Raw genomic sequence first — 25,726 nt, 5'->3', positions numbered from 1 at the left:
AGCGCGGCACGGTTAATACCCGTATCGCGCTTTTTTGTGCTTGACAATTTAATGACTATTCAACCCTTAAAGAAATAGGCACGCTATTATTGGTATTACGGCTACTGTTACTAGTGCTATTGGTTGAGTTTTGTGAAATCTGTCCAATTGTCACCCACTGTCCACGCGGCACGATAATCGTACTGTTCAATCTTTGACCTCGAATAGCATTGCTAGCACTGCCAGTAGAGTTGTCAGTAGAACTCATTTGATTATAAGGTGAATTCGGCTGCACTAAGCTTTCTTCTACTTGGGATAGTTGTACTTCCACCTGCCCGCTAGGCAACAGTCTTGGTGTGACGGCAATCCCTTGTGTCGTTGGCAATAGTATTTGCTGCTGAATCACAATCTGTGGTTTGAAGTTATAGTTAGCTGAACGATGATAAGTCAAATGGTTATTAGCATTATAGGTTTGAGTTAGCGAATAAAGCGTACCTGTGCTGATGCTCGCCGCACTGCCAGATAGTGTTTGTACTTGATGTAGACTATTACCCTGCTGCTGGCTGCTACGCTGACTAATAACCCCTGCACCTTGGATACCGCGATTGGTAATAATGACCTGACTTTGCTGAATATTACCTTGCCCGCTACTACTATTGCCAACACGTACGGCGACCGTCAATGCCTGTGGTTGACGGTCTATCTGAGACAATAACTGCTGTACTGCCTCATAATTGCGTGCCGTCGTTTGCAGTACCAATTTATCTTGATAGGTAGTCACCGTGCCACCGTCTGCGCTACTACTTAATAGCTGCCTTACTGCAGGTAACAAACTAGCCCCGCCATAAGTATGGATAACATAGGTTTGAGAGGTGCTGGCTTGTACGGTTACTGGTAGGACCGCTAGACTCAGTGCAAAGGCTGATAGGCTTGCAAGGTTGATGGTACAAACAGCACCAATCAGTCTATGACTAATATAACGTTTGATACTACTCATACCTGCTCCCTTGCTGCTATTGAGTCATCGAGCCATCAGTTATAACGCTATAGTCAATCATCAACTATAAATAGTCGTTAGTCACTTAATCCAAGCACATCTTGCATGTTGTACTGACCTACTTCCTGCTCAACAACCCAAGTTGCGGCACGTACGGCACCAGCGGCAAATGTCATGCGCGCGCGTGCACGATGGGTAATCTCGACCACTTCGCCATCTGCGATAAACATTACAGTATGGTCGCCTACAATTTCGCCACCACGTACTGCGTGAATACCAATTGTGCCAGATTCACGCTCGCCAGTTTGTCCTTCGCGGCCATAGATAGCAACGTCTTTTAGGTTCTGTCCGCGTGCTTCCGCGACGGCTTCGGCCATCATATACGCCGTACCAGAAGGCGCATCAATTTTATACTTATGATGTGCCTCAATGATTTCTACATCAGCATCATTACCAAACGCTTTGGCAGCCATCCCGAGTAGCTTCAATGATAAATTAACACCTGTCGAATAGTTACCCGCATATACGATAGTGATTTTCTCACTTGCCTTTGCCAGTACTTGTTCTTGATGTTCATTGAATCCTGTGGTACCGATGACCATAGCGACGTTATGCTCAGCACAAACTTGCATGTTTTTTTCAGTAGCGTCCGGCAAGCTAAAATCAATCAGCACATCGATATCATTAATCACAGCGGCTAAGTCATCAACGATTTGTACATTTAAATGACCAATAGCAGCAACTTCGCCGGCATCAGCACCAACTAGGCTAGAGCCTTGACGCTCAATCGCTGCTTTTAATGCAGTTTGTGGATTGTTCTGTACTGCCTCGATGAGCATACGACCCATACGTCCGCCTGCACCGATTACCCCAACGTTAATAGATTTATTATTCGCTTGTTCGCTCATACTTTTACCTTAGATGTTTTATATTTGGTGAAACTATTTTTGACTATCATTTATCGTAAGTTTAGCAAATATCATCACACGAAGGGCTTTTTATACCATCAATAAAAAGCCCAAAGGTTTCATGTGAAACCTTTGGGCTTAATTTAATATTAGCTACTTAATTAGACTGTTTCTTAATCGAACAAATCACCGATTTTTTTGAAGAATGACTTCTTATGTGGCGACTGTTGATGCTTGCTGTCATCATCCAAAGTATCTTGGAATTGGCGTAGCAAGTCTTTTTGCTCACGAGTCAGATTCACTGGTGTTTCGATAACCACACGGCAAATCAAATCACCTTTCATAGTAGTACGGACTGGCGTCACACCTTTGCCGCGTACACGCAGTAACTTACCACTTTGCGTACCTTCTGCCACTTTGATTTTTACTTTGCCATCTAAGGTTGGAATTTCGACTTCTTTACCCAATGCTGCATCAGTGATGCTTACTGGCACATCCATATATAGGTCAGCGCCTTGGCGGGTAAATACATTGTGCTGTTTGACGCGTACTTCAACATATAGATCGCCATTTTGTACGCCAGCGCCGCCCGCTTCGCCCTCGCCTGCTAGACGAACGCGATCACCATCATCGACGCCTGCAGGGATAGAGACTTCTAAGGTACGTGATTTGTCTTTTACGCCATTGCCATGACAGTCTGAACAAGGGTTTTTGATCTGTTTACCCGTACCGCCGCAATGAGGACAAGCTTGCTGTACCGCAAAGAAACCTTGCTGCATACGTACTTGACCTTGGCCATGACAAGTCTGACAGGTAACCACATCGGAAGCATTTTTTGCCCCTTTACCATCACAGGTATCACAAGGCGCAGGAGCCGTGAAACTGATTTCTTTTTTACAGCCACGTACGGCTTCTTCTAATGTCAGCTCAATCACATAACGCAAGTCAGAGCCGCGACGCGAACGCCCACCGCCGCCACCACGCTGCTGACCGAAGATATCACCGAAGTTACCAAAAATATCGCCAAAGATATCTTGGAAGTTACCGCCACCTGCGCCGCCGAAGCCGCCGCCACCCATGCCGTTTTCAAAAGCTGCATGGCCCATACGGTCGTAGGCTGAACGTTTCTCTTCGTCGCTCAATACTTCATAAGCCATTGAAGCTTCTTTGAATTTGTCTTCCGAATCAGGATCATCAGAGTTGCGATCTGGATGGTATTTCATGGCAAGCTTACGGTAGGCTCGCTTAATTTCTTTGCTATCAGCGGTCTTGCTGACACCTAATATTTCATAAAAATCGCGCTTACTCATGCTCTCTCCTATCGTCTTTACAGCCACACCGGTTCGTCAAATCATCAGCTCAATTGATAGTTGTCTTAATCTTATTCGTGGTTCTTAGCTAGTGGATACGTATAGCGTTTCACATGAAACATTACAAATCATATGCTATAGAACCATAATGCTTAGACTTAACCAACAAATACGGTGAAGGCTGCTTAGCCAAATCAATTATAAAAAGTTTGCGCTATTTATGGAGATGGTCTGCTGATTTATCAAGCTCTTAAATGATGAAATTAGCAGTTGGCATTGCTGCGGCAAAAGCCAAACGATTCATTAAGGTTACTGCAAAGCTTTTCGTACCTGAGCGGTGCTCAGTCGTGCTAATATTTACCGCCACATCTACGGTCATTTATACTCATAGTGATGACGATTGCGACAAGGTATCAAGTCTTATGAAAAAGCTGGTTATTCTATTAATCATAATTGCGGTAGCAGTGTATGCAGGCTCGCCTTATTACAGTGCTTATCAGCTCAAAAACGCTTATGACGATAAAGACGGTGCCACTATCGCAGCGGCTATTGATTATGAGCAAGTGCGACCAAGCGTCCAAAATCAGCTAACCAGCCAATTTGCGACGACAATGACTAAGTATCCATTAATTTCTGAATTGGGCGGTGAGCCGTTGACCGAAGCCGCAAATGGTTTTATCGCGCAGGCAGTTGAAGGTGCCATCACGCCGCAGAATATCGAAAAGGTGATTAATACTCAAGGTCAAGCCAATACAGCAACCAAAGAGCTAGCCGCAGCATGGGCCATCGCTAGCGATCAAGTTGACTTGAAAAACCTAATTCAGAGCTTAATTATTCAGCGCGGTGATGTCGATGCTGTGGTCAAAAGCCAAATGCAGCAAGTCATGAAAAAACAAGCGGCAGAACTTGAGCAGCAAGTCGCCCAAGGCAATGACAGTGAAAAGCCAACGCTGAGCTACTGCGGTATCAATTGTTTTAGTATTAGTGGTCAGGTAAAAGGCTATCCTCTCACTATCGAGATGCAGCGTGAAGGGCTTATCAATTGGAAAATCGTTGATATCGTCTTACCATAAATTATTTAATACAGCTTTTGAGATGCAAAAACTTCTGAATAGAGCCATAAAAAACCGCCTTATGAACTGATTCATAAGGCGGTTTTTTACTTTGTTTAGCAGTTAAATATCTTAAGTTTTTGAACTGTTGAAACACTTAACCCTACCAGTCGATTATTCAACACCCAAGAATTCTAGAAATTCTGGACTCTCAAAACTCGCCTGATATAGTACGCCATCTTCACGGTAGATGGCAGGCGTCGCCATCACCGCAAGTCCAGCTGCTTTTTCACGATTGGGTGTCACATGGTCAACTGTACAACTTGCTGATGCAGGTGTCATTTCACCCTGTAGCATTGCCCTGTCAAATGCCTGACGACGACTGTCTGCATCCGCTTGGCACCAGATACCACGCATCTGCTTCGGTGACGCCTCATATATCGGATAGCCGATGACATTGACTGTCACACCTTTCGCATTGAGTGATGGCACTTGCTGATGTAATCGGCGGCAGTAAGGGCAGTTCACATCATCCGCCACATAGATAACGGCTCTCTCAGTAGTGGTTGCTGGATAAGTAATCAGTTGGCTTTTGTCCAATGACGCAAACACAGACTGGTTTTTGCGTTTTTCAAAGTTCTCATCGAGTCCGATAAATTGACCGTTTTCGATGACTGATATTTCACCATCGGTAATATACTGCGCATCATCTGATAGTAAAAACGGCACCCCTTCTAGCGTTGCTCCCCAGATAACACCCGGTACCGCGGTATAAAAGAATGGCGTTTTAGCATTCATGTTCTTAAGCGCAGCCATATTTGCTAGCATGTCAGACTTGACACTCGTATTGACAGGTTTGCCTACTTGCGCACTTGTGCTACGTACTGGCGTTTTAGTGATAACTTGCTTACTTGGGTTTTTCTGTAGCTCACCCTGTATGACGTAACGACCATCTTCGCTGATGTGCAGCGGCAGTTGTCCGGCCAAATTCACTTGATACATATTGGGCAGTTTGGATGGCACAATAGAAGTAATCTGTGTTTTGATACCTGCTTGGGTCAGTACTTGGCGCAATCGCTTATCAACAGTCGCACTCACTGCTTGAGCTGATTGTGAATTAGTAGTGCTTTGCGTTATGTTATTACTGTTGGCATCCGCCGAACTTGGCTGAGCGCAAGCAGTCGTTGCTAATAGTATGACGCTGATTAGGCTAGCGGACTTTAATACAGGTAATGTCACAGAGAGATTCCTATCTGGTTTTTAATAATGGCAGTTTTCAATATCAAGACCAATTCCAAATCTCCCACTCACTGAAAGGTAGCAATACATTTTCTGATTAGTCAGGTTCTTGGAATTGGTTTAAGGGTTGTCTGCCATAAAAATATAGATAAAAAAGTATAGATAAAAAAGACTGTAGCATATGGGATAGTTTTGCAAAACACTAAATGGCTAATGTCGCAAAACTGCTACTTAGCTTTAAGAGATAGGCAACACAGCCAGATAGTAGACATAAACGTAATATAGCAGACCGCAAAAAGCAGCACACTGGGTAGCGGCTGCTAATGGGTTTAAAACGATAATTTCAAGATAAGTATCAATGCCAAAGCTTAATAGTTTCAATGCTCATTTATTAAAACTTGGCAACTTCTTCTGGCGTTAAGAAACGACTGTCGCCTTTTTCTAGACCCTCTAGATTGATGTGACCGATACTGGCGCGGTGCAGCTCCGTGACTCGATTACCGAAGTAGCCCATCATACGTTTGACCTGATGGTATTTGCCCTGCTCTAATGTCAGGCGTGCATATTTTTCATCAATGAACTCAAGAACAGCAGGCTTGGTTGGCTCGTAATCCCCTTCAAGCAAGATGCCTTCAGCCACTTTCTTAACGGCTTTTTCTTGTGCATCACTATCCATTGCATCTGCCAAAGTCAGCTCGTACACCTTTGCATGCTCGTGCTTAGGACTGGTGACACGGTGCAGCCAGCCGCCATCATCACTCATCAGCAATGCGCCAGTGGTATCGACATCGAGACGCCCAGCGATACGCAAGCTGCCCAATTCTGGTACAGCAATCAGTTCAGTGACGATTGGATATTCTTTAACTTTTAGCGTGCACTCGAAGCCTTCAGGCTTATACAACAAGATATAGCGATTACCCGCAGCGACCGACAACGGCTCGCCTGCCCACATCACATCATCATTGACCACATCGACATGTAGGCCAGGATCTTTGACTACTTGATCGTTTACGGTGATTTCGCCGGCGTGCATGATCTTTTTTGACTCTTTACGCGACAGCTCGGTGGCTTTACTAATGAATTTATCTAAACGCATACTATTTACTACCATCGGTTTTATTATACCAGCCCTAAATCAGAAACTAACGACGCCAGCACTCAGCCGTGAGCGGCTCGTTATCTTCGATGGTTAGAAATGGTACTATAATGAAAAATTAAATGAACACTGTGCCCAATACAAAAGCCAGTGAAAGTCAGACCAGTTTAACATATCCAACCTAAGCCTGATGAAATATGAGCTATCAAACGTTAAAACGTGCCGTTACCACGCGACTCGAAATTAAAAAATCTGAGTTTATCGCTTACGCCTATCCGGTGACCTCTCGTGAGCAAGCAATGTTTCACGTGGAACAACTGCGCGAGCAATATCCCGATGCACGGCATTTCTGCTGGGCATACATCATCGGTGATCCAGATAATACCACTAGTGCTGGTTTCGATGATGATGGCGAGCCAAGTGGTACAGCTGGTCGACCGATATTAAATGTACTGCAGCATAAGTCGATCGGCAATGTGATTGTCATCGTGGTGCGTTACTTCGGTGGTATCAAATTGGGTGCTGGCGGTCTTACCCGTGCTTATGCAGGCTCTGCCCAAGCGGCCGTCGATGAGATGATATTGAACCCTTATGTACCGATGACCCAAATTCAAATACTGGCAGAGTTTGCGACCGAAGCGCAATGCCGCTATATGATAGAGAGCCTTGGTGGTCATATCGACGATGTCGCCTATAGCAAGCAAGTAATCTTAACCGCCACACTTGCTGAAGCAGATGTCGAAAATTTAAAAGCGCGCTTAGCAATGGATGGTCGAGTATTAGATATGCCAGAAAAATAAAACCTAACTAACTACTCTCATCGGCCATTTTAGATAGTTCTCTTTTCAATATGCTTATTTGTTAGATTTTTCAATAATTGCTTCTTGGTAAATACTTTTTAGCAGCTACTTCTCAGTAATTGCTTTCAGTAGCTGTTTTCAGTAATTATGCGTTCACTGAAAATTATTGGTTTTCACAGGTACTGGCGTTATGATAAAAAAACCTTTATCACACTACTCTATTTGTTTTTCCACGATCATTAAATAAGACCAAAATATGTCAACTTCAACCAAACCTTTTTCTCCAGCCCCTTTTAAGCCACCCTTTTGGCTAACCAATCCACACTTACAAAGCATCTTGCCTAAGTTTTTCGCACCAAAGGCACCGACCTACCGCCGTGTGGTCGAAAAAGACTCACTGGACGAGAGCGATATTGCCTATGACTTTTATGATGCGCATCCTGTAGAAGCATCAAAAGATGGCGAGCTTGAGCAAACCCCATTGATTGTACTATTCCACGGTATGGAAGGCAGTAGTGACAGTCATTACGCCCGCGCACTAGCGTACCAAATGCACACGCAAGGCTGGCATTTTGTGGTGGCACATTTCCGTAGCTGCGGTGGTATTCCTGCTAGTGGTACAGTATTTTATAATGCCGGCGATACGGACGAGGTGCATCATGCGCTACAGAATTTGCATGAGCAGTATGCCAATATCTATGCCGTTGGCGTTTCATTAGGTGGTAATGCACTGGCCAAATACATGGGCGAATATGAGGACAAAGTCCTTTGTAAAGGTGCCGTTGTTATCTCCGCGCCAGTCGATATGTCTTCAGCTGCCATTACTATGCACAGCTTTTTGAGTCATCGTATCTATACGCCTTATCTGCTTAACCCAATTATCAAAAAAGCATTGGCAAACGATCTCACTCAAGATGAAATCAACTCTATCAAAGCTGCCAATCGTATCAGTGATTTCGATGACATCTTTACCGCGCCGCGTCACGGATATCGCTCCAAAAACGACTATTACCATACTGCATCCGCCATGCCGTATTTGCGCAACGTCACTCACCCTCTGCTATTAATCAGTGCAAAGGACGACCCTTTCATTGGCTTCACTGCTACGCCAAATGATGTCTCTGAGAGTGTCACTATCTTAGATACTGCGCACGGTGGGCACATCGGTTATCTACGTTATCGCTCAGACAACGGTCATTCCAAAAGCAAATCGTCTGTCACCAATGATAAAAAGTCCAAGACTTCAAAATTCGATATTAACTGGATACCTGAGACGGTCAGCGCTTATTTTAATTGGATTGGTGTGGCTTCTACTAGCGAAACATCTCAAGATGTAGTCTCTAACAATAAATAATTACTGTCATCAATGACAAAATAATAACGCCAATGTTTATAACCTTTTGAGAGTGTTTTATGTACCCATTTATCCGTTATGCTAGCACCATTGCTCATGCTGCCCTAAAGGCAAAAAAGGGCGATACACTGACGTTTAAGGACACCAGTGAAATTCAGTTTCGCTGCCGCTTATCCGATATAGATAATTTTTTGGAGATGAATAACGGCCGCGTATTTACGCTTTATGATTTGGGTCGTATGGACTTTGCAGTACGGACTGGGCTTGGCAAGCAATTGTTAAAACAACGCTGGGGTTTGGTCATCGCTGGCAGCACTATTCAATACCGTAAGCGTATTCGCGCCTTTCAAAAAGTCACGCTCAAGACCAAAATCGTCGGTATTGATGCGCGCTGGTTGTATATAGAGCAATCAATGTGGGTCAAAGGACAGCCTTGCTCATCTGGACTACTGCGTACTGGTGTGACCAAGGGTGGTAGAGTGATCGACACGGCACAAGTACTGGCTGCGTTGGGTCAGTCTGAATGGGATCTACCGCCAACGGGTTACGTGGCTGAGTGGATCAAAAGTGATGCTGATCGTCCGTGGCCGCCTGTCGATACAGCTGACTAACTTAACTTTATAAGCTAGAAATCTATTACTTTTAGCTTATTTAACAGATAGTACAAGCAAGCAACCTTATAGCTACTATTTCATAACAACTCATTATATAAATACATATAATAAATGTTAGGATAGTAGTGAGTACATACTCAGACAGAACAAATATAGTCTTATAAGGAGAATAATATGGCTAATACAACAGATTATGTCGGCACGCTATTTGATAATAGCGAATCAAATCCAAGCAAAATTACTTTAGCATTTACCATGGCAGGCGTGGCACTGAAAAAAGGCCATTCTGCTACTGTGATATTAATGGTGGATGCCGTACATCTGGCAAAACCAAACGCGCTAGACAATGTAGATATCGGCGATCCGTTTGAGCCAGCTGGTGAGTTACTAGAAGCCTTTATCGAAAAAGGTGGTCAAGTATTGGTCTGCGGCGCTTGTATGAAACACAACGGTGTAGAAGAGTCAGATATCGACAAGCGCTTTGAAATAATTAGTGGTGATGATGTGGTTGAGCTACTGATGAATGCGAAAGGGTCGTTGCAGTTGAATTAGGACATAAGCAAATTCAGTTAATCAAGCTATAGAAGTGAGTCAGTTTTCTTAGTCATCTTTTTGGTGGCTTGGATGATTGGCTCTTTTTTTGTTTTGCCAGAATTCTAAGAACTTAGACAAATATATCAACTTTAGTATGCTAATATCATATTCACTTATATGCTCAAATAAGCGTGAATTTTATGGCTAATAGAAATAGTGAATATGAAAGCTTCTTAAATGAGTGGCAAGAGTTAGCAAATAAAATTTGCGATGTGTCTATAGTAGATACTGATGATGAAGCAAATGAGCCTACTCAAGAGTTTGCTCGGTTATTAAAGGTTATTACTTACATAGATGGGACTATAAAAAGTATTGATAGTGAACTTGTTCCTTTAACCTTATGGAGCGAATGTAAAAATCATTGTATAAGCTGTAAAGCAAGTGTCGAGGATGCTATTAACACTAAAACTGAAGCGACTGTTCTAGCAGCTAATAACTCAGTAGATATATTACTTTCCAAGCTCACTCCCTATTTCCAAGAATCTTTAGCTAAAATCGAAGCTATGAAGCCAGCTTTCGATATCTATATTGAATACATCACAAGTCAGCTAGGTGCTTATAAAAACAAGAATGATAACTTGGTTAAGGAATTAAAAGAAAAGCTAAGTATGTCTGCAGATATCAACGATGAATTACTTGGGTACAAGGAAAGTATTTCAAAGTTATATGATGAATTTTTAGTAGGTACAAACGAAGAATCATCACTACAGACAAAGCTTAAGGGTTTGGAAGAATCTATCGACGACCAACACTCTAAGATAGAAGACTTTTATAGTTCTCTTTTGGTAGATGAAGATTCCATAAAGTCTAAAATCGAAGAAGCGCAAGAGATAATAAGTACTGCAAAAATAGAAGCACAACAAATTCGAGATGACTTATCTGTACAACTTGATGAATTAGACGATTTTCATAAAAAAATTTTTGGTGAGCCAAATGAAGAAGGCAATATAAACAACGGACTCAAATTTGAAATTAACGAGAGAAGGAATGATTTAGTCTCATTGATGAGTGCTCAGACAGACCAGTATCAAGCTATAAAAGCAAATATTGAGAGTCTAATACCTGGTGCGACAAGTGCTGGATTGGCTAGTGCATACCATGATTTAAGTATTTCCTTCAATGAACCTATAGCAAAATATTCAAAATATTTTGCTATATCTATTTTTCTTCTTTTAGTTATATCAGGTTTTCTGACCATACATAGTTTGTTTTTTACTGAGTTCTCGACAAACCTTACTAGTCGTAACTTTCTTAATGATATAGGTGTGTTCTTACTTCAACGATTACCCGTTGTTTTACCTGTTATATGGTTTGCGGTATTTGCTTCTAAAAGAAGAAGTGAAGCGGAGAGGCTGAAACAAGAATACGCTCATAAGGAAGCTTTGGCTAAGTCCTATCAGAGTTTTAAGCTTCAGATAGAAGAACTTGATAGTGAGAACAAAGAACCTTTACTAGAAAAACTTTTAGCTGCTGCTATTGACACTATAGCTATGAATGCTTCAAGTACATTAGATAAAAAGCATGGTGATAATGCTCCTCTAATTGGTATCTTCGATAAAACTGTTAATAAACTACCCTCTACTGGCCCTAAAGAGTAATCCTTTCATAAACTATAGCTACTTAACTACAACTACGTAGTCAAAACTCTCTCTTCTGACCTATTTAGCAACTAAATAAACACTATCTAACACGCGCACTGCCTACCTCTGCTACAGTAAGCCATGCAAACACCTTAATAAAAGGCTACCCATCATGACCTTACTTGATACTCTAAACTTAACCTACCCTATCATTCAAGCGCCAATGGCAGGTGCAACCACGCCTGAGCTGGCAGCGATGGTGAGTAATTTTGGTGGACTGGGCTCATTAGGATCTGGCATGACGGCGCCAAATGTTTTGACCAGCCAAATTGATACCATTAAATCGCTCACTAACCGACCGTTTATGATCAATCTCATGGTATTGTCTGAGCAAGAATCTACGACCTTTGATACCGAAATTCCCGCTTGGCTAAGTCAATACTATCAAGACAATAATATTGAATTTACACTACCTGAACGCCCAGCGCAGAGCTTCGCAGAGCAGCTACAAGTGCTCTATGACAATCCCGTTCCCGTTGCCAGTTTTACCTTTGGCATTATCAGTGCTGAGCAAGTTCAGCGTCTGCAAAGTCTCGGCACACGCGTCATCGGTACCGCCAATCATCCACTAGAAGCGAAAGCATGGGCAGATATTGGCGCAGATGCGGTATGTGTACAAGGGGTTGAAGCGGGTGGACATCGCGGTGGTTGGTTACCGCAAAGTGAAAGCGATCCATTGGGATTATTGACTTTGATTGCCCAAACCCGCGCCTGTACTGATATTCCTTTGATTGCAGCAGGTGGCATTATGACGGGACAGGATATCAAAGCAGTACAAGCGGCAGGTGCTGAGCTTGCACAAATGGGGACGGCGTTTTTGACCACCGACCAATGCGGTATCAATGATACTTATAAACAAGCCTTACTCGATGCCAGTCACAGCAGGCGCAGCTCAGAAACGCGCTTAACTCGATTATTTTCAGGTAAGCTCGCTCGTGGTTTATTAAACGATTATCTACGTGATTTTGCTCAATTTGAAAGCGCTGACGAGCTACCGCCCTACCCACAATTAAATGCCATGTCCAAATCTATGCGAGCTCATGCCTCTAAAAATATGGATGCAGAACATCAATCTTTATGGGCAGGACAAGGGGTAACTTTAGTCAAACAAGAGAGCACGTTTGAACTGCTTGAGCGACTGGTAAAAACGTTATAGGCTTAAAATATTTTTATCAGTTCGCACTACTCTAACAAAAAATCTACCGCCGCCGCTGCATGAATCGCTGTGGTATCAAATACAGGTATCGGGCTATCAGCCTGTTTAATAAGTAGACCAATCTCTGTGCAGCCCAAGATCACACCCTCTGCCCCTTGCGCTGCCAAATCTTTAATCACTTGACGATAATACTCTCGTGAGCTGTCTTTAAATTCACCGACACACAGCTCTTTTTTGATAATGCGATGTACTTCTGCTCTCGCCTCATCTTCTGGTATCAATACTTGTAAACCCGCATCAATCAGACGCTGCTTATAGAAATCTTGAGTCATCGTAAACTGAGTGCCAAGTAAGGCTATTTTGGTAAGATTTTGTTTTTTGATAGCATCAGTAGTCGCATCAGCGATATGAGTCAATGGCAAGTCTGTGGCGGAGCTCACGTCATCAACCAGTTTGTGCATCGTGTTAGAGGCAATCATGATTCCTTGTACGCCAGCTGCTTGTAGACGTTGAGCACTGTTAGCCATTATCACACCTAGCTCGTCCCATCTGCCTTGCTCCTGTAACGTATTGATCAACGCAAAATCCACACTATGAATCAACAAATCTGCTGAATGTAGTCCGCCAAGCTGATGCTTGACACCTTCATTGATCAGACGATAATAGCTCTCGGTACTTTCCCAGCTCATACCACCGATGATTCCTAATGTTTTTTGTTGAGAATCTCGTTGTTCTTGAACTGCCATACTATACTCCTAGTTGTTTTTGGTCTTAGTTATAGTAAGTTATCGTAGCAAAATCGACTGTTGAGAACGCGCTATTTTTAGAGATATTCGTTTTAGAAATAATCTCTTAAAAATTTTGAAAATGCTGCCTTAAAGACAATAATCATATTAATAACATATCGCAAACCCTACCATTAATAATAACGATTTTACCTACTCATTTTCGAAGCGTATCATGTGCGCTCGTAGCCAACTATCTTGTCAGTTACGCTTATTTATTACCGCATAATTATATTTGTGCCATACGCCAGCATCATAGGCTGAGCGTCATTAATTGCTATCATCCTGTAGGACACCAAATACTATGACCAACTTCCCCACGATTAGAATACGCATTCGTCGCAAGCTCTATCGCCTTATCTTTACAGGTCTGATGGCTATGATGATGTCGCTTATTATCTCGTCAGCGCTATTATTGGTAAAAGTAGGCTACGTTGATGGCTTTTTTGCAGAGTTGATGCATTCTTGGGGATTGGCCTTTATGTTTGCATGGCCAAGTGCGTACATCTGCGCCTATCTAATACAAGAGCATGTACTGAGCAGGATAGAGTTTTATTAAATATTCCTGCGCACTACAGCATATTTCCCAATAATATCGTTGTCTTGAATTTGCCATGATTGTGCAATGTCCTCATCAGTAAGCAACAACGTTACTTAACCAAAAAAATACTGATAACAATCCGTCAAAGTTGCTACTGTTGTTAGCTGATTGCACGCTTTCTTCAAGTGTCCATCACTGACAGACAATCAAATAACTAGAATACGATTATTAAAAATAAACAAAGGAAATCATCATGCGTAGTGCTATTCATAACAGCTTTGGCAAACCCTCCAACGTATTGAGCGTTGGCGACAGTCCCATGCCGCAGCCTGCTGCCAACGAAGTCCGTATCAAAACCATTCTCTCCCCTATTCATAACCATGACTTGCTAACCGTAAGTGGTCAATACGGCTATAAGCCTGAGATGCCAGCCATCGGTGGTAGTGAAGCGCTAGGTATTATCGATGCTGTGGGTGATGACGTCACAGATCTAAGCGTCGGCCAACGTGTTGCGTGCGCCAGTGTGCACGAGACGTGGGCAGAGTATTTTGTTGCACCTGCCAATATGGTATTTAACATGCCTGATAGCATCGAAGACGAGTTGGCTGCCCAGCTGATCGCTATGCCGCTGTCTGCCCTAATGCTATTAGAATTCTTAGAAGTAGATAAAGGTCAATGGATTATTCATAACGCGGCAAACGGCGCTGTCGGTAAAACCCTTGCCATGCTCGCAGCAGCACGCGGTGTAAATACGATCAATCTCGTACGTAGTAAAGACGCGATAGAAGAGTTGACCTCACTCGGCATCAAAAACAATGTCGTCACTGCTGATGATGACTGGAAAGATCAAGTTCGCGCTATCATTGGTGATGATAAGATTACAGCAGCCGTCGATTCAGTTGGTGGTGAATCGAGCAACGAGCTACTATCATTACTGGGTAGCAAAGGAACGCTGGTCTCATTTGGTATCATGTCAGGCAAACCAATGGCACTAGACGCTGGCAGCTTGATCTTTAAGCAAGCCGTTGTAAAAGGCTTCTGGGGCAGCAAAACCAGTCAAGAAATGGATCTAGACAACAAACAACGTCTAATCGATGAGCTACTAGAACGTGCTTCGAACGGCGACCTAAAATTACCAATCGAAGCCATCTATAGTCTGGACGACATCACGACTGCCGTCTCTGGAAAAGTACAATCAAGCAAAAAAGGTAAAGTTATTCTAAAGCCTTAAGTGATACTCTAACCTTGCATTGATTGTCATTGAAGGCATCATAAATATGAAAAGTCCATTTGTATTACTCGTTAGATAATACTATGGGCTTTTTTATTCTAACCATGCTGTTGTCATAATGACTCTAATGTAATTAGAGCCATCAACAATTACTCATCACCCCATATAATAAGATTTAATAAGGATATAACTATGTCAAACGATACAACGTTCAAAGCCTTAGTTGTCGAAGAAACCAGCGATGGCGAATTCAAAAAGAGCATTCAAGAGCGCAAAGTCAGTGACTTGCCAGAAAATGACTTGCTCATCGAAGTGCATTATTCATCGTTAAACTTTAAAGATGCGATGTCAGCCACGGGTAATAAAAGAATCACCAAACAGTATCCGCATACTCCAGGTATCGACGCCGCTGGCGTGGTCGTCAGTGATAAATCAGGCACGTTTAGCGCAGGACAAGAAGTATTAGTATTCGGCTATGATCTTGGTATGGATACGGACGGTGGTCTCGGTCAAATGATCTCTATACCAGCAGAGTGGGCGCTACCTTGCCCAGAAATGCTGACGCTAAAAGAAGCGATGACCTATGGTACTGGCGGTCTAACCGCAGCACTGAGTGTCCAAAAGCTAGAAAAAATGGGTGCAAAACCAAGTGATGGCCCAGTTGCTGTGACTGGTGCAACAGGCGGCGTAGGTACGATCAGTATCGCTATCTTAAAGCAGCTCGGCTATGAAGTAATTGCATTCTCAGGTAAGCCAGAGCAAAGCGAACATCTAAAAGAGCTTGGCGCGAGCGAAGTACGTCATCGCGATACCATCAATGAAATCGGCAATAAACCTGTCGGCCGTGAGCTATGGGCAAACGCCATTGATACCATCGGTGGCGACTACCTTGCCAACTTGCTTAAGCAAACCAAAGCAGGCGGCGCGGTGACGAGCTGTGGTCTAGCGGGTGGCGCTGAGTTTTCGATGACAGTGATGCCATTTATCACTAGAGCAGTATCATTATTGGGTATCGACTCGGTCTATATCCCACTGGCGGATAAAGAAGCCATTTGGAAACGTGTTGCCACCGATATGAAGCTGCCTAATCTTGAGAGCTATGGTGAAGAGATTACGCTAGAGCAAACGCCAGAATACTTAGATCGCTTTATGTCGAGCAAAGTAGTTGGGCGTTATGTGGTGAATGTGAAGGGTTAGGATTTAGTTTAAGATCGAATTTTATAAATAGTAGCGGTGTTCTTTACTTTGAAGAGCACCGCTATTTTTTTACTTTCAAGTATTATATTCATTCGTGATAAAGTTATAATCACATTCACATATAAGAATAAAGAGATAATCTAAATGCAATGGATATCCGCTTACAGTCACTTATTTAACATACTGAATAAAACTGAAACTCCAGCATATCATAGCGGTTCTGAGTTTATAAAAGTCGTACAAAATTTTGATCATGGATTGCCAGATTATTCGCTGTATATTGAAGAACGTAAACGATTGGCTAAAAGCACAAGCAGAAAAGACTTCTATTGGGATATTCTAAACAACTTGGAAGAACCTATTCGATTTGAAGTTTTTCGCGCTTTTATAGATATTGTAGAGCCACATTTTCCAAATGAAGCTCAGAATCTAAGAGCTTATTTATTTGGTAATGGTCAACCTGTGCCGAAAGCAAAAATACCTAGCCAACAATGGAGCTCTGACAAACTAAACTCAATGCTATCAAAGATTGATAATGCAATTGATACCTCGAACTATGATTATGCAATGACATTAGCATATACATGTTTGGAAGGACTTTATAAATCTTATATTCGTAAACATGTTCCAACAAGTATAAAAGTTACAGACCTAATCCCTCTATCAAAAATTGTTCGTGACGATATAGATTCAAAATTATCGGTTAACGGCAGTTACCCTGTTCAAATGGTTACAAGTATTTCAACACTAACAAGTGCTATCGCAAACTCTCGTAATTCTTTTAGCGACTCACATTTTGATAAAGACGCAAATAAATGGCTAGCAATTTATAGTCGTGATTTAGTCAACTCTATAGGCCGTTTACTATTGCACTTCCTCTAGATTAAATTTTCTAGTTAACGAAATTAGTAATAAAAAAAGCACCCAACCAAGTTGAGTGCTTTTTTATTGCTATATTCAGCTAATCAGGTTTTTAGTTTGATGTTATTCCCACTCAATCGTAGCTGGTGGCTTGCTCGAAACATCATAAGTCACGCGTGAAACTTCAGCGATTTCATTCATGATGCGGTTTGATACCGTCTCGATCAAATCATACGGCAGATGCGCAAAGCGAGCCGTCATAAAGTCTACGGTCTCAACCGCACGTAGTGCGATTACCCATGCATAGCGGCGGCCATCACCGACCACGCCGACAGATTTGATAGGTTGGAATACGGCAAATGCTTGTGCCGTCTTATCATACCAGCCTGAGCGCTCAAGCTCTTGCATAAAGATAGCATCCGCCAAACGCAGGATATCAGCGTATTCTTTTTTGACTTCACCAAGGATACGCACGCCCAAACCTGGACCTGGGAACGGATGACGATAGATCATTTTGGCTGGTAGACCTAAGGTAATACCAAGCTTACGTACTTCGTCTTTGAATAAATCACGTAACGGCTCAATCAGTTTAAATGCCAAATCATCTGGCAAACCGCCTACGTTATGATGGCTCTTAATCACGTGTGCTTTGCCTTGATGCGACTTAGCAGATTCGATCACGTCTGGGTAAATCGTACCCTGTGCTAAGAACTCAACCACTTTACCATCGCTCTGCTCGCTCACTTGACGCGCGCTATCAGCGAATACGTCAATGAACGTCTTGCCGATGATTTTACGTTTTTTCTCTGGATCAGACTCGCCTGCTAGCGCATCTAAGAACAAATCTTCTGCATCAACACGGATGACTTTTACACCCATGTTTTCTGCAAAGATTTGCATGACTTGGTCACCTTCATGCAGACGCAATAGACCGTTATCGACGAACACACAAGTCAGCTGATCGCCGATTGCTTTGTGCAATAGCGCGGCAACAACTGAGCTATCAACTCCGCCCGATAAACCTAGCAATACTTGCTTGTCACCGATTTGTTCTTTTAACTGTGCGATACGCATATCAGCGATATTGTCTGGTGTCCACTCACCTGCACACTCGCAGATTTGATGCACGAAACGACCTAGCAGCGCTTGACCTTGTAGCGTATGCGTCACTTCTGGGTGGAACTGTAGGCCGTAGTATTGCTTATCATCATTGGCCATAATCGCAATCGGGCAACTTGGCGTACTAGCCACGATATCGAAGCCTTTAGGTGCTTCAATCACTTTATCGCCATGACTCATCCAGACATTGAGCGTGCCAGCTGCGTCTTCGATACCATCGATCAAGGTAGACGTGCCATTGATGTTGATCGTCGCTGCACCAAACTCATGAATATCACTGGCATGAACTTGCCCACCGAAACGATCTGCCATCGCTTGCATACCGTAGCAGATACCTAGTACTGGCACGCCTAGATCAAATACCGCATCGTTGATACGTGGGCTGTTTTCTGCGTGGACGCTCTCAGGGCCACCTGACAGAATGACGCCTTTTGCGCCAAAATCGATGATGCGCTGAGTGTCGATATCATAAGGGAACATCTCACAAAACACCCCAGAATCGCGCACACGGCGGGCGATTAACTGGCTATATTGCGAGCCAAAATCGAGGATTAAGATGCGATCTTCTTTGATTGCAGGAGTGGTCATAAATCGATATCCATCAATAGATAAATTGGTGCCCTATTTTAACAAGTTTACGCCCTCTATTGGCTATTAGATGGTTAATTATTCACGATTATTATTCGCGCATACCCTCAATTTGAATAATTACTCCCTAAGTAATGATAAAAATAAGCAAAGAGTAGACAGCAAACCCAATTATGAGCAAACTATCTTCCTCTCTATTCATCAGCCATTTGCTAGGTTTACTACGTAATATCACTCAAAGCTGAGTGCATACGATTCAACCCTTCTATCAATATTGCTTTAGGACAGGCCACATTTAAACGCATCTTTAAATGTCCTTCCTCGCCATATTTAATACCGGCGTTTAGCTCAACTTTGGCAGCTCTAAGCGCATCATATAGCGCCTGATCGTCTTGGCTATATGCTGAGCAATCTAGCCAAATTAAGTACGATGCTTCTGGGCGCATGATTTTAATATCAGGCAAATGCTCATTTAAAAACTGCACGGTCAATTCAATGTTGGCTTCGATATAACTAATCGCCTGCTCTAGCCACTCACCGCCGTGCTCGTAAGCACTACGCATGGCTGTATACGCAAATAGGTTCAGCTCGTACTCATCATTTAACTGCTGCTGCTGACTGATTTTTTTGAGTAGCGCTTTATCTTTAGCAAATATCATCGAGCCTTTGATACCTGCGATATTAAAGGTTTTAGTCATCGAAGTCAGGCTCACTACGTTGTGCTCATAGCCTTTTGCCAGCGTCAGAAATGGCGTAAACGTATGACCAGTCAATGTCAAATCTTGATGAATCTCATCACTAACAATTGCCACATTATGCTTTTTGCAAATGGCCAGTAGCGCTTCCAGCTCGTTCTTCGTCCATATACGCCCGCCAGGATTTTGTGGATTGCACAGTAGATAAAGCTTAACCTCATGCTCGATGATTTTGGCTTCGATATCAGCCAAGTCCAAATGATATTTACCTTCGACTTCCTTTAATACAGAGAGCACAAGCTTGCGGCCATTTTGCTCAACCTTGCTCATAAAAGGCGTATAGATAGGATCGTTGACCATTACCGCCTCGCCTACCTTGGTAAAGACATTCATCATCAGCGCTAGGCTTGGCACGACACCCGGGGAAAACAAGATATTTTGCTTCTCTAACTGCAAGTCATAACGACTGCCATGCCAGTTAATAATCGAATTGTACAAAGCGTCAGTAGGTTTGGTATAGCCCAAGATGCCATGCTGCATGACTTGCTCAACCGCGCTTAATATCGGTGCTGCAGCCTTAAAATCCATGTCCGCCACCCATAGCGCAATTGTCTCATCGCTATAGTGCCACTTGAGTGAACCGGTATCACGTCTGTCGATTATTTCATCAAAGTTATATTGCATTGGTACTCTTCTTATTTGGAATAATAATGGTTTGGAACGTCGAAAACACAGCGCAATATGTGCACTATATTATCAATATACGCTACGCTATCTGCTCTAGTAGATTAAGGCGCATTCAATTTTACACAAAAAATTAAAGTGCTTTTAGACCTTAATTATCCATTTATCGGCTTAAATAACCTTCAAAGATATAAAGTAAACATTATTTCAATAATGGTTAAAAATTAATGCTACATTAAGGTTTCGGACTCTATCTATCATAAAGTTATTTGTGCCAGAGTGCGCTGATGTTGCCATGATTATAATCTATCAACATCTACCCAAACTATCTAATAAGCCATCAAGGCTAACAAAAAGGAATGAAGAATGAAAATGGACTTTTTACCGAAATCAGTACTAAAGATTAGTGCGCTTACCTTTGCCATTGCCGCAACTGCTTCTTGCACTGCTATGGCAACAGGAACTGACCATCAGACTGCAAACGCAGCTAGCAGCACCGCCATCACTCTCGGCAATGCTGCCACGACTAGCGGCACCAATGATACCGTTGCCATCGGTAGTCAGGCCAATGCAGGATTAAACTCAGCTACTGCCGTTGGCGGTCAAGCGAACGCTGCTGGTCTAGGCTCAACCTCTATTGGTTGGCAATCAAAAGCCACTGCCGAACGTGCACAAGCTTTTGGTCATCTAGCCAATGCAAGTGGTGTACGCTCTACCGCTGTCGGTGAGGCAGCTATGGCAGGTGGCAATAATGATACAGTTGCTGTCGGGAATAAAGCCAATGCAGGTCTAAATTCAGCAACAGCCGTAGGCGGTGAAGCTAATGCCGCTGGTCTAGGCTCAACCTCTATCGGTTGGCAGTCAAAAGCTACCGCTGAACGCGCACAAGCGTTTGGTCATCTAGCCAATGCAAGCGGTATGCGCTCTACCGCTGTCGGTGAAGCGGCAGCAGCTCAAGGCGCAACTTCGGTCGCGGTCGGTAATAAATCTATGGCAGGCGGCATGAACAGTATCGCTATCGGTAACGAGGCAAAAGCATCCAAAGACAACCAAGTCGTCCTAGGTAACGCTGGACAAGTTCATTCTAGTACCGCAGCACAATCAGGTACGGTCAGAATCGTCACGATCGATGACAACGGCACTTTGGGTACTATGATGGTTGACTACTACCAAAAAGCTAAATAATTATAGTTGAGTGGTCAACACTGACGCTATTGTAGTCAGTCATACTCGATAAAATAAAAAAACCTCGCGATTGCGAGGTTTTTTTGGTTGGTATGTTTGGTTCGCTTGATAGTATTTCAAAGTGCTGCGTTAGATTCTGTAGTTATCAAAGTTATTATGAAGCTGGAGCCAATCCTGCCATCCGCTATTATCTGCTTATCTAGGCGTGGCGCGGCCACGGTTTGGGGCATTCCTGTTTGGTCACGAGACTGCCCCAAAACCTAGCCTTCGCAACACGCCTATTCAAGCAGGATAGCCGCTACTGTCAGGGCTAAACCGCGTTTCAAGGCGACTATTATTCATCAGAAAGCACATGGGTTTGTAATCTTGTAGAGAGCACTTTTTTACCAGCTAAACTACCCTTTGGTCTTGTTGGCTTAGGGATTCTCATTACTATTTGGGCTGTATTCAATGCTCTTAGTAAAGTATAGTTTTCATCAGTATTTTCGAACTCAACCTCTTGACCATTAGCTAGTTTTTTATAAGGCTCATCTAATAGTTTCAGTATTTCTACAATTTTCTGCTTATTTAAATAATTAATCTGTTTTAAAAGCAGATTTTTAAGTTCGCTAGAGTCTGAATATTTAATGAGCTGTTCATAAATAGAGGCAGGTATTTTATCACCGTCATATATTTCAACAACTTTTTCACGAACCGTTGTACTACCTTCTATTAAGCTAATAACCTCAGTTTCAGCTAGTGTTTTTTTATCTCTACTACTGACATTATTAGAATCAAGCAACACCTCAACATCCTCCACACGAAGTGCAATACAATCTAGATCTTCAATTATCAACTTATGATACCTGACTAAAAAGGCTTCTATAACTTCGTTTGATGCATGCTCTTTAATTTGACCCCAGTTCTCAGAAGTTAAACTTAACTTCCCAAGACGTATTAAAGTCTTAGTTTTTTCTTGATTAAGATCCTCTAGTTTTGAGTTATCCCAGTTGTTGTCAGTTATACGTATTAGGTTTTCGTATGCCTCATCACTCAATTCACTACATACAAAAAGGTGTTTATCAAACTCAGCTTTAGTGTTTTCCCAGTCTTCAATGCCTAAGATATCTGATTCTGTATAACCAACCATTTGTAAATAACTTCGTCCACTTTCCAAGAATTTAACAAGTGAACTATCTATCTCCCGATAAGTACCTTGATCATCCTGATCTTCATAAGATTCCGAAAAATACTTAAAAACATTTGACCATGAATATTGGGCTTTCAAGCTACCGACAAGATATTGTTGGATGTGATAGTTCTTGACTGTACTTATATCTTTAATTTTAGTGGAAGTGATGTCAATAAACTTCTCTATAATTACATTAGGATGACCTAATAAGTTTAAAGTTTTAATATAAACATCTTCATCTTCAGAATATGAGGTGTTTTCATCTGCATCCAGTAAAATAACTCTTATATATTCTAATAGGTTTTCAGACCAAATATTTTTAGCTAGATAGTCAATGCCAGAGTTAGCCATAAGAGTGACTGGCTTGACCTCTAGGTCAGCGAGAACAGTATCAGGGTCTTCTAAATTATTTACTAGAACTTGTTTTATTATATGCTTATTAATAGCTAAGTATCTGCTCTCACCTAGCCAATTAAGCTCTCTGATCTGAACTTCTGAAAAAGCAGCATGTTCGAGCACTGGCTTAAGAGCATCTGTAAACTCTTGAAATTTATCAAAATTACTATCAAAACAATCCAAAATGAAACTAACATAATCTTTTAGAATATTTAGCTCACCTTTGATATTTTCGGTTAAATACGATAATTCTTCGTATGACTTTAAAGGTAGATATCGAATAAACCTTTGTAGATTAAATCTTGCTTCTTCCGTATTGTTATAAATATTTATTTCATCGATAATACTCTCTCTAACACTTACTATTATTGGTATCAATAAGGAGAGATTCTTATCTCTTTTAAAGTAGCGCTTTAGAAATTCTATAGATGTACTAGAGCCATCACAAACAACTTTAATATACTGCTCAAGATATATTTTTCTACTATTTTCTGCCAGTAGAAAATCTAACATAGTGAAATTTAGAGCACTATGAGTTGATAATTTATCAAGACCTAAATAACTTTCAACCAATTCATCACATTTTTTCAACTCAATATCAAAGTTTGGTTCACCAAAAGAATTAACTAAAAGAGCATAATTCTTATCATTCAAACTAATAGATTCTTCAAAGAAATATGAAATATAACTTTGATAAGTTTCATCTATATGTCCATTACTGATAAAGTATTTTAGTAAAGGTTTATCGATCATAATATCAGTCTGAATCATCAGTTCTGTTAGCATCATTCTTTTAGTATTTTTTATCTCATTTTTCGTATTAAGCTCTTCGTTTGACAACCTTTCTAACTCACCACTTTCTTTATCTTCTGTATTAGCTAGCCTGTTTAGATAAGATTTATCTGGATTAACTTCATTTTCAATATCGCTAAAACTGAAACTTACTGTAAAATCTGTATTAGTTACTTCAAGAGTAATATTTTGATGCTGTGCCATTTCCTTAAGTACTGTTGTACTAGAAATATCACTTGTATTGTATTTTTCAGAACCAACAACAATATTGATTTTTGACTGGCCTCGGTGATACGCATATTGCATTACACTATCCAACTTTCTTAAAATTGTATAAGAATAAATACTATTTAACTCTTTAGTTGAGTTTAGCCCATCATTCAAAATCTTATCTTTTTTAAGCTCTAATTCAGCGATAGCTTGGTATTTTTCTATTGTTAACATATTAACTATTTTCGGCTTTTCTTTATAGAAAATATCATAGATTTCACCTGAGTTTGAGTTTAGTTTGGCAAACTCATTTGGATGATAGTTTTTATAAACCACCATTGCAAAAAGCTTATTCTTATCTATATCTAAGACTTTAAGTTGATCAAAGTAAACCTCATATTCATTTAAAATATTTTTTAAAAGTCTCATATCGCTAAAATACAAACAAGTATTCAACAAAAATTTATTATCGAGTTCGTTTGCTATATTACTATACTCTTTTATGACTATATCATAGGCAGTAGTTGGGTTAACTATAGGTATCACTGGAATAATATAATCAAAGAATTTACTTCTTTCACTATCCTTGAAAATATCATCGCGAATGGCGTATATAAATACAACTCGGTGTGGGCAAGATTTATTTATAATTGAGTTTAGCTCTCTAAGTCTGATAAATATCTCAGTATCATTAAACCTATCTAAATCTTCAATAATAACAACGTTCTTTCCAGTAGTTTCAAAAAAATATAGTATTTCGTCTAAATGATCATTAAGAATAGATTTCTCTTGTTCGTTTTTTATATTAAATTCAGCGTTATGAAGGTTGAATTTTATCTCTGTGAGACCGAATCCATAACTGTATATCTTATTAATAATAAATAGCGTGCAAAAAACCAAAATAATTAAATTTAAATATAGATACCACTCTGCAAAATCCACCAACTCAGTTATAAATTTCGCTTGATCAAAAGCATAGATATAACTCCATAGAGTTAATATAAATATCCATAGCGTTACTCTATAATTTTCTTTCGAGTTTTCCGTAATACGTTTAAATCTTGAGAGTGGAATATCATTTTGAGGTACAGCATAAAAAAATTGCTGTAATATACTTCTTTCAATTAGCTGTATTTTATCTGGTGTTAAATTCTTAATTTCCTTATCGGTAGATGGTGAACTGCTACCCGAATCTTCAGCATCATCACTTTCAAGATTTTTTTCTACTTTAAATGTTGAAAGTGATACTTCCAAAAACTTCCATTCACCGTTGTCTTTATAAGTCTTTTTAAAGGTATTTAGAATACTACTTTTACCTGAGCCATATATCCCAGTAAGAGCTACATTTGACACAAGCTCATGTCTTAATGCTGCAGCTAATCTCTTTTCATAGCTTTTGTAGCTTGCACTACTCTCAAGGCTATCTGAAGGCGAAAGCACCGTTATTTCAAAATCATCACTATTACTTTCTTCAGTTTCTAATCTTTGAGCTGATGAGCTTTGATTCATATTATCTCTTCTGATCTAAATAG

The 25,726-nt window shown here is 41.2% G+C and carries 22 protein-coding genes; 12 read left to right on the top strand and 10 right to left on the bottom strand.

All coding sequences use genetic code 11. The features are described from left to right. Nucleotides 1–55: 55 nt before the first annotated feature. The 4 genes from JMX07_RS02920 to JMX07_RS13660 form a co-directional block, all read right to left on the bottom strand. A complete protein-coding gene (locus JMX07_RS02920; protein WP_201606248.1) occupies nt 56–976 on the bottom strand; it encodes a hypothetical protein in 921 nt (306 codons plus the stop codon). A gap of 77 nt (nt 977–1,053) precedes the next feature. After that, on the bottom strand, nt 1,054–1,884 hold the full coding sequence (gene dapB / locus JMX07_RS02915; RefSeq protein ID WP_201606247.1) for a 4-hydroxy-tetrahydrodipicolinate reductase: 831 nt from the start codon (nt 1,882–1,884) through the stop codon (nt 1,054–1,056). A 173-nt stretch (nt 1,885–2,057) separates the two neighbouring features. Further along, complete coding sequence (dnaJ, locus tag JMX07_RS02910; RefSeq protein ID WP_057757637.1) at nt 2,058–3,194, bottom strand: molecular chaperone DnaJ; 1,137 nt, start codon at nt 3,192–3,194, stop codon at nt 2,058–2,060. Between the two features lie 250 nt (nt 3,195–3,444). Continuing rightward, complete coding sequence (locus JMX07_RS13660) at nt 3,445–3,573, bottom strand: hypothetical protein (RefSeq protein ID WP_265088339.1); 129 nt, start codon at nt 3,571–3,573, stop codon at nt 3,445–3,447. Between the two features lie 43 nt (nt 3,574–3,616). Here JMX07_RS13660 and JMX07_RS02905 point away from each other — a divergent pair, with 43 nt between their 5' ends. After that, nucleotides 3,617–4,267 carry a DUF2939 domain-containing protein gene (locus JMX07_RS02905; protein ID WP_057762251.1) on the top strand — a complete coding sequence of 217 codons (651 nt, stop codon included), beginning with the start codon at nt 3,617–3,619 and terminating at the stop codon, nt 4,265–4,267. Between the two features lie 153 nt (nt 4,268–4,420). Here the strand turns inward: JMX07_RS02905 and JMX07_RS02900 are convergent, their stop codons facing one another. Together JMX07_RS02900 and JMX07_RS02895 are read right to left on the bottom strand one after the other, a co-directional pair. Continuing rightward, nucleotides 4,421–5,485, bottom strand: a complete 1,065-nt coding sequence (locus JMX07_RS02900; protein ID WP_201606246.1) for a disulfide isomerase DsbC N-terminal domain-containing protein — start codon at nt 5,483–5,485, stop codon at nt 4,421–4,423. Nucleotides 5,486–5,876: 391 nt separating this feature from the next. Continuing rightward, nucleotides 5,877–6,581, bottom strand: coding sequence for a pseudouridine synthase (locus JMX07_RS02895; RefSeq protein WP_201606245.1), 705 nt, complete (start codon nt 6,579–6,581; stop codon nt 5,877–5,879). A 197-nt stretch (nt 6,582–6,778) separates the two neighbouring features. Here JMX07_RS02895 and JMX07_RS02890 point away from each other — a divergent pair, with 197 nt between their 5' ends. The 6 genes from JMX07_RS02890 (at nt 6,779) to JMX07_RS02865 (ending at nt 12,739) form a co-directional block, all read left to right on the top strand. Next, nucleotides 6,779–7,381: a YigZ family protein gene (locus JMX07_RS02890; protein ID WP_201606244.1), complete on the top strand. Its 603-nt coding sequence runs from the start codon at nt 6,779–6,781 to the stop codon at nt 7,379–7,381. A gap of 256 nt (nt 7,382–7,637) precedes the next feature. Beyond that, on the top strand, nt 7,638–8,735 hold the full coding sequence (locus JMX07_RS02885; RefSeq protein ID WP_201606243.1) for a YheT family hydrolase: 1,098 nt from the start codon (nt 7,638–7,640) through the stop codon (nt 8,733–8,735). Between the two features lie 59 nt (nt 8,736–8,794). Further along, nucleotides 8,795–9,346, top strand: coding sequence for an acyl-CoA thioesterase (locus JMX07_RS02880; protein ID WP_201606242.1), 552 nt, complete (start codon nt 8,795–8,797; stop codon nt 9,344–9,346). 177 nt (nt 9,347–9,523) lie between these two features. Beyond that, nucleotides 9,524–9,901 carry a DsrE family protein gene (locus tag JMX07_RS02875; protein ID WP_201606241.1) on the top strand — a complete coding sequence of 126 codons (378 nt, stop codon included), beginning with the start codon at nt 9,524–9,526 and terminating at the stop codon, nt 9,899–9,901. A gap of 182 nt (nt 9,902–10,083) precedes the next feature. Further along, complete coding sequence (locus JMX07_RS02870) at nt 10,084–11,541, top strand: hypothetical protein (RefSeq protein WP_201606240.1); 1,458 nt, start codon at nt 10,084–10,086, stop codon at nt 11,539–11,541. Nucleotides 11,542–11,695: 154 nt separating this feature from the next. Further along, entirely contained in the window at nt 11,696–12,739 is a 1,044-nt protein-coding gene (locus JMX07_RS02865; protein ID WP_201606239.1) for an NAD(P)H-dependent flavin oxidoreductase, read from the top strand. Nucleotides 12,740–12,765: 26 nt separating this feature from the next. On the opposite strand, the gene JMX07_RS02860 is transcribed toward JMX07_RS02865, so the two are convergent. Next, nucleotides 12,766–13,485: an aspartate/glutamate racemase family protein gene (locus JMX07_RS02860; protein ID WP_201606238.1), complete on the bottom strand. Its 720-nt coding sequence runs from the start codon at nt 13,483–13,485 to the stop codon at nt 12,766–12,768. Between the two features lie 343 nt (nt 13,486–13,828). On the opposite strand from JMX07_RS02860, the gene JMX07_RS02855 reads away from it, so the two are divergent. The 4 genes from JMX07_RS02855 to JMX07_RS02840 all read left to right on the top strand — a co-directional run bounded on the left by JMX07_RS02855 (nt 13,829) and on the right by JMX07_RS02840 (nt 17,375). Then, nucleotides 13,829–14,083, top strand: a complete 255-nt coding sequence (locus tag JMX07_RS02855) for a DUF2798 domain-containing protein (protein WP_179798547.1) — start codon at nt 13,829–13,831, stop codon at nt 14,081–14,083. A gap of 235 nt (nt 14,084–14,318) precedes the next feature. Beyond that, complete coding sequence (locus JMX07_RS02850; protein WP_201606237.1) at nt 14,319–15,296, top strand: zinc-binding dehydrogenase; 978 nt, start codon at nt 14,319–14,321, stop codon at nt 15,294–15,296. Nucleotides 15,297–15,488: 192 nt separating this feature from the next. Continuing rightward, nucleotides 15,489–16,493: an oxidoreductase gene (locus tag JMX07_RS02845; RefSeq protein WP_201606236.1), complete on the top strand. Its 1,005-nt coding sequence runs from the start codon at nt 15,489–15,491 to the stop codon at nt 16,491–16,493. Between the two features lie 144 nt (nt 16,494–16,637). Beyond that, nucleotides 16,638–17,375, top strand: coding sequence for a hypothetical protein (locus tag JMX07_RS02840; protein ID WP_201606235.1), 738 nt, complete (start codon nt 16,638–16,640; stop codon nt 17,373–17,375). Between the two features lie 102 nt (nt 17,376–17,477). Here JMX07_RS02840 and guaA read toward each other — a convergent pair whose 3' ends face one another. Further along, entirely contained in the window at nt 17,478–19,061 is a 1,584-nt protein-coding gene (gene guaA, locus JMX07_RS02835; RefSeq protein WP_201606234.1) for a glutamine-hydrolyzing GMP synthase, read from the bottom strand. 221 nt (nt 19,062–19,282) lie between these two features. Beyond that, the gene (locus JMX07_RS02830; protein ID WP_201606233.1) at nt 19,283–20,440 is read right to left on the bottom strand and encodes a MalY/PatB family protein; all 1,158 of its coding nucleotides are present in this window, start codon (nt 20,438–20,440) and stop codon (nt 19,283–19,285) included. A gap of 366 nt (nt 20,441–20,806) precedes the next feature. Here JMX07_RS02830 and JMX07_RS02825 point away from each other — a divergent pair, with 366 nt between their 5' ends. Beyond that, nucleotides 20,807–21,625 (top strand): hypothetical protein, encoded by an 819-nt coding sequence (locus tag JMX07_RS02825; protein ID WP_201606232.1) that lies wholly within the window; start codon nt 20,807–20,809, stop codon nt 21,623–21,625. A 334-nt stretch (nt 21,626–21,959) separates the two neighbouring features. Here JMX07_RS02825 and JMX07_RS02820 read toward each other — a convergent pair whose 3' ends face one another. Further along, nucleotides 21,960–25,703, bottom strand: coding sequence for a hypothetical protein (locus tag JMX07_RS02820; protein ID WP_201606231.1), 3,744 nt, complete (start codon nt 25,701–25,703; stop codon nt 21,960–21,962). Nucleotides 25,704–25,726 lie beyond the last annotated feature (23 nt).

Origin of the sequence: Psychrobacter immobilis, assembly GCF_904846235.1 — a bacterium.
GTDB classification, from domain to species: domain Bacteria; phylum Pseudomonadota; class Gammaproteobacteria; order Pseudomonadales; family Moraxellaceae; genus Psychrobacter; species Psychrobacter immobilis_C.
This window is presented reverse-complemented; position numbering and strand designations above follow the sequence as displayed.

Coding starts and splice junctions, on each gene's coding strand:
- JMX07_RS02920 (WP_201606248.1), bottom strand. CDS start 976: ATGAGTAGTATCAAACGTTATATTAGTCATAGACTGATTGGTGCTGTT.
- dapB (WP_201606247.1), bottom strand. CDS start 1,884: ATGAGCGAACAAGCGAATAATAAATCTATTAACGTTGGGGTAATCGGT.
- dnaJ (WP_057757637.1), bottom strand. CDS start 3,194: ATGAGTAAGCGCGATTTTTATGAAATATTAGGTGTCAGCAAGACCGCT.
- JMX07_RS13660 (WP_265088339.1), bottom strand. CDS start 3,573: ATGACCGTAGATGTGGCGGTAAATATTAGCACGACTGAGCACCGCTCA.
- JMX07_RS02905 (WP_057762251.1), top strand. CDS start 3,617: ATGAAAAAGCTGGTTATTCTATTAATCATAATTGCGGTAGCAGTGTAT.
- JMX07_RS02895 (WP_201606245.1), bottom strand. CDS start 6,581: ATGCGTTTAGATAAATTCATTAGTAAAGCCACCGAGCTGTCGCGTAAA.
- JMX07_RS02890 (WP_201606244.1), top strand. CDS start 6,779: ATGAGCTATCAAACGTTAAAACGTGCCGTTACCACGCGACTCGAAATT.
- JMX07_RS02885 (WP_201606243.1), top strand. CDS start 7,638: ATGTCAACTTCAACCAAACCTTTTTCTCCAGCCCCTTTTAAGCCACCC.
- JMX07_RS02880 (WP_201606242.1), top strand. CDS start 8,795: ATGTACCCATTTATCCGTTATGCTAGCACCATTGCTCATGCTGCCCTA.
- JMX07_RS02875 (WP_201606241.1), top strand. CDS start 9,524: ATGGCTAATACAACAGATTATGTCGGCACGCTATTTGATAATAGCGAA.
- JMX07_RS02870 (WP_201606240.1), top strand. CDS start 10,084: ATGGCTAATAGAAATAGTGAATATGAAAGCTTCTTAAATGAGTGGCAA.
- JMX07_RS02865 (WP_201606239.1), top strand. CDS start 11,696: ATGACCTTACTTGATACTCTAAACTTAACCTACCCTATCATTCAAGCG.
- JMX07_RS02860 (WP_201606238.1), bottom strand. CDS start 13,485: ATGGCAGTTCAAGAACAACGAGATTCTCAACAAAAAACATTAGGAATC.
- JMX07_RS02855 (WP_179798547.1), top strand. CDS start 13,829: ATGACCAACTTCCCCACGATTAGAATACGCATTCGTCGCAAGCTCTAT.
- JMX07_RS02850 (WP_201606237.1), top strand. CDS start 14,319: ATGCGTAGTGCTATTCATAACAGCTTTGGCAAACCCTCCAACGTATTG.
- JMX07_RS02845 (WP_201606236.1), top strand. CDS start 15,489: ATGTCAAACGATACAACGTTCAAAGCCTTAGTTGTCGAAGAAACCAGC.
- JMX07_RS02840 (WP_201606235.1), top strand. CDS start 16,638: ATGCAATGGATATCCGCTTACAGTCACTTATTTAACATACTGAATAAA.
- guaA (WP_201606234.1), bottom strand. CDS start 19,061: ATGACCACTCCTGCAATCAAAGAAGATCGCATCTTAATCCTCGATTTT.
- JMX07_RS02830 (WP_201606233.1), bottom strand. CDS start 20,440: ATGCAATATAACTTTGATGAAATAATCGACAGACGTGATACCGGTTCA.
- JMX07_RS02825 (WP_201606232.1), top strand. CDS start 20,807: ATGAAAATGGACTTTTTACCGAAATCAGTACTAAAGATTAGTGCGCTT.
- JMX07_RS02820 (WP_201606231.1), bottom strand. CDS start 25,703: ATGAATCAAAGCTCATCAGCTCAAAGATTAGAAACTGAAGAAAGTAAT.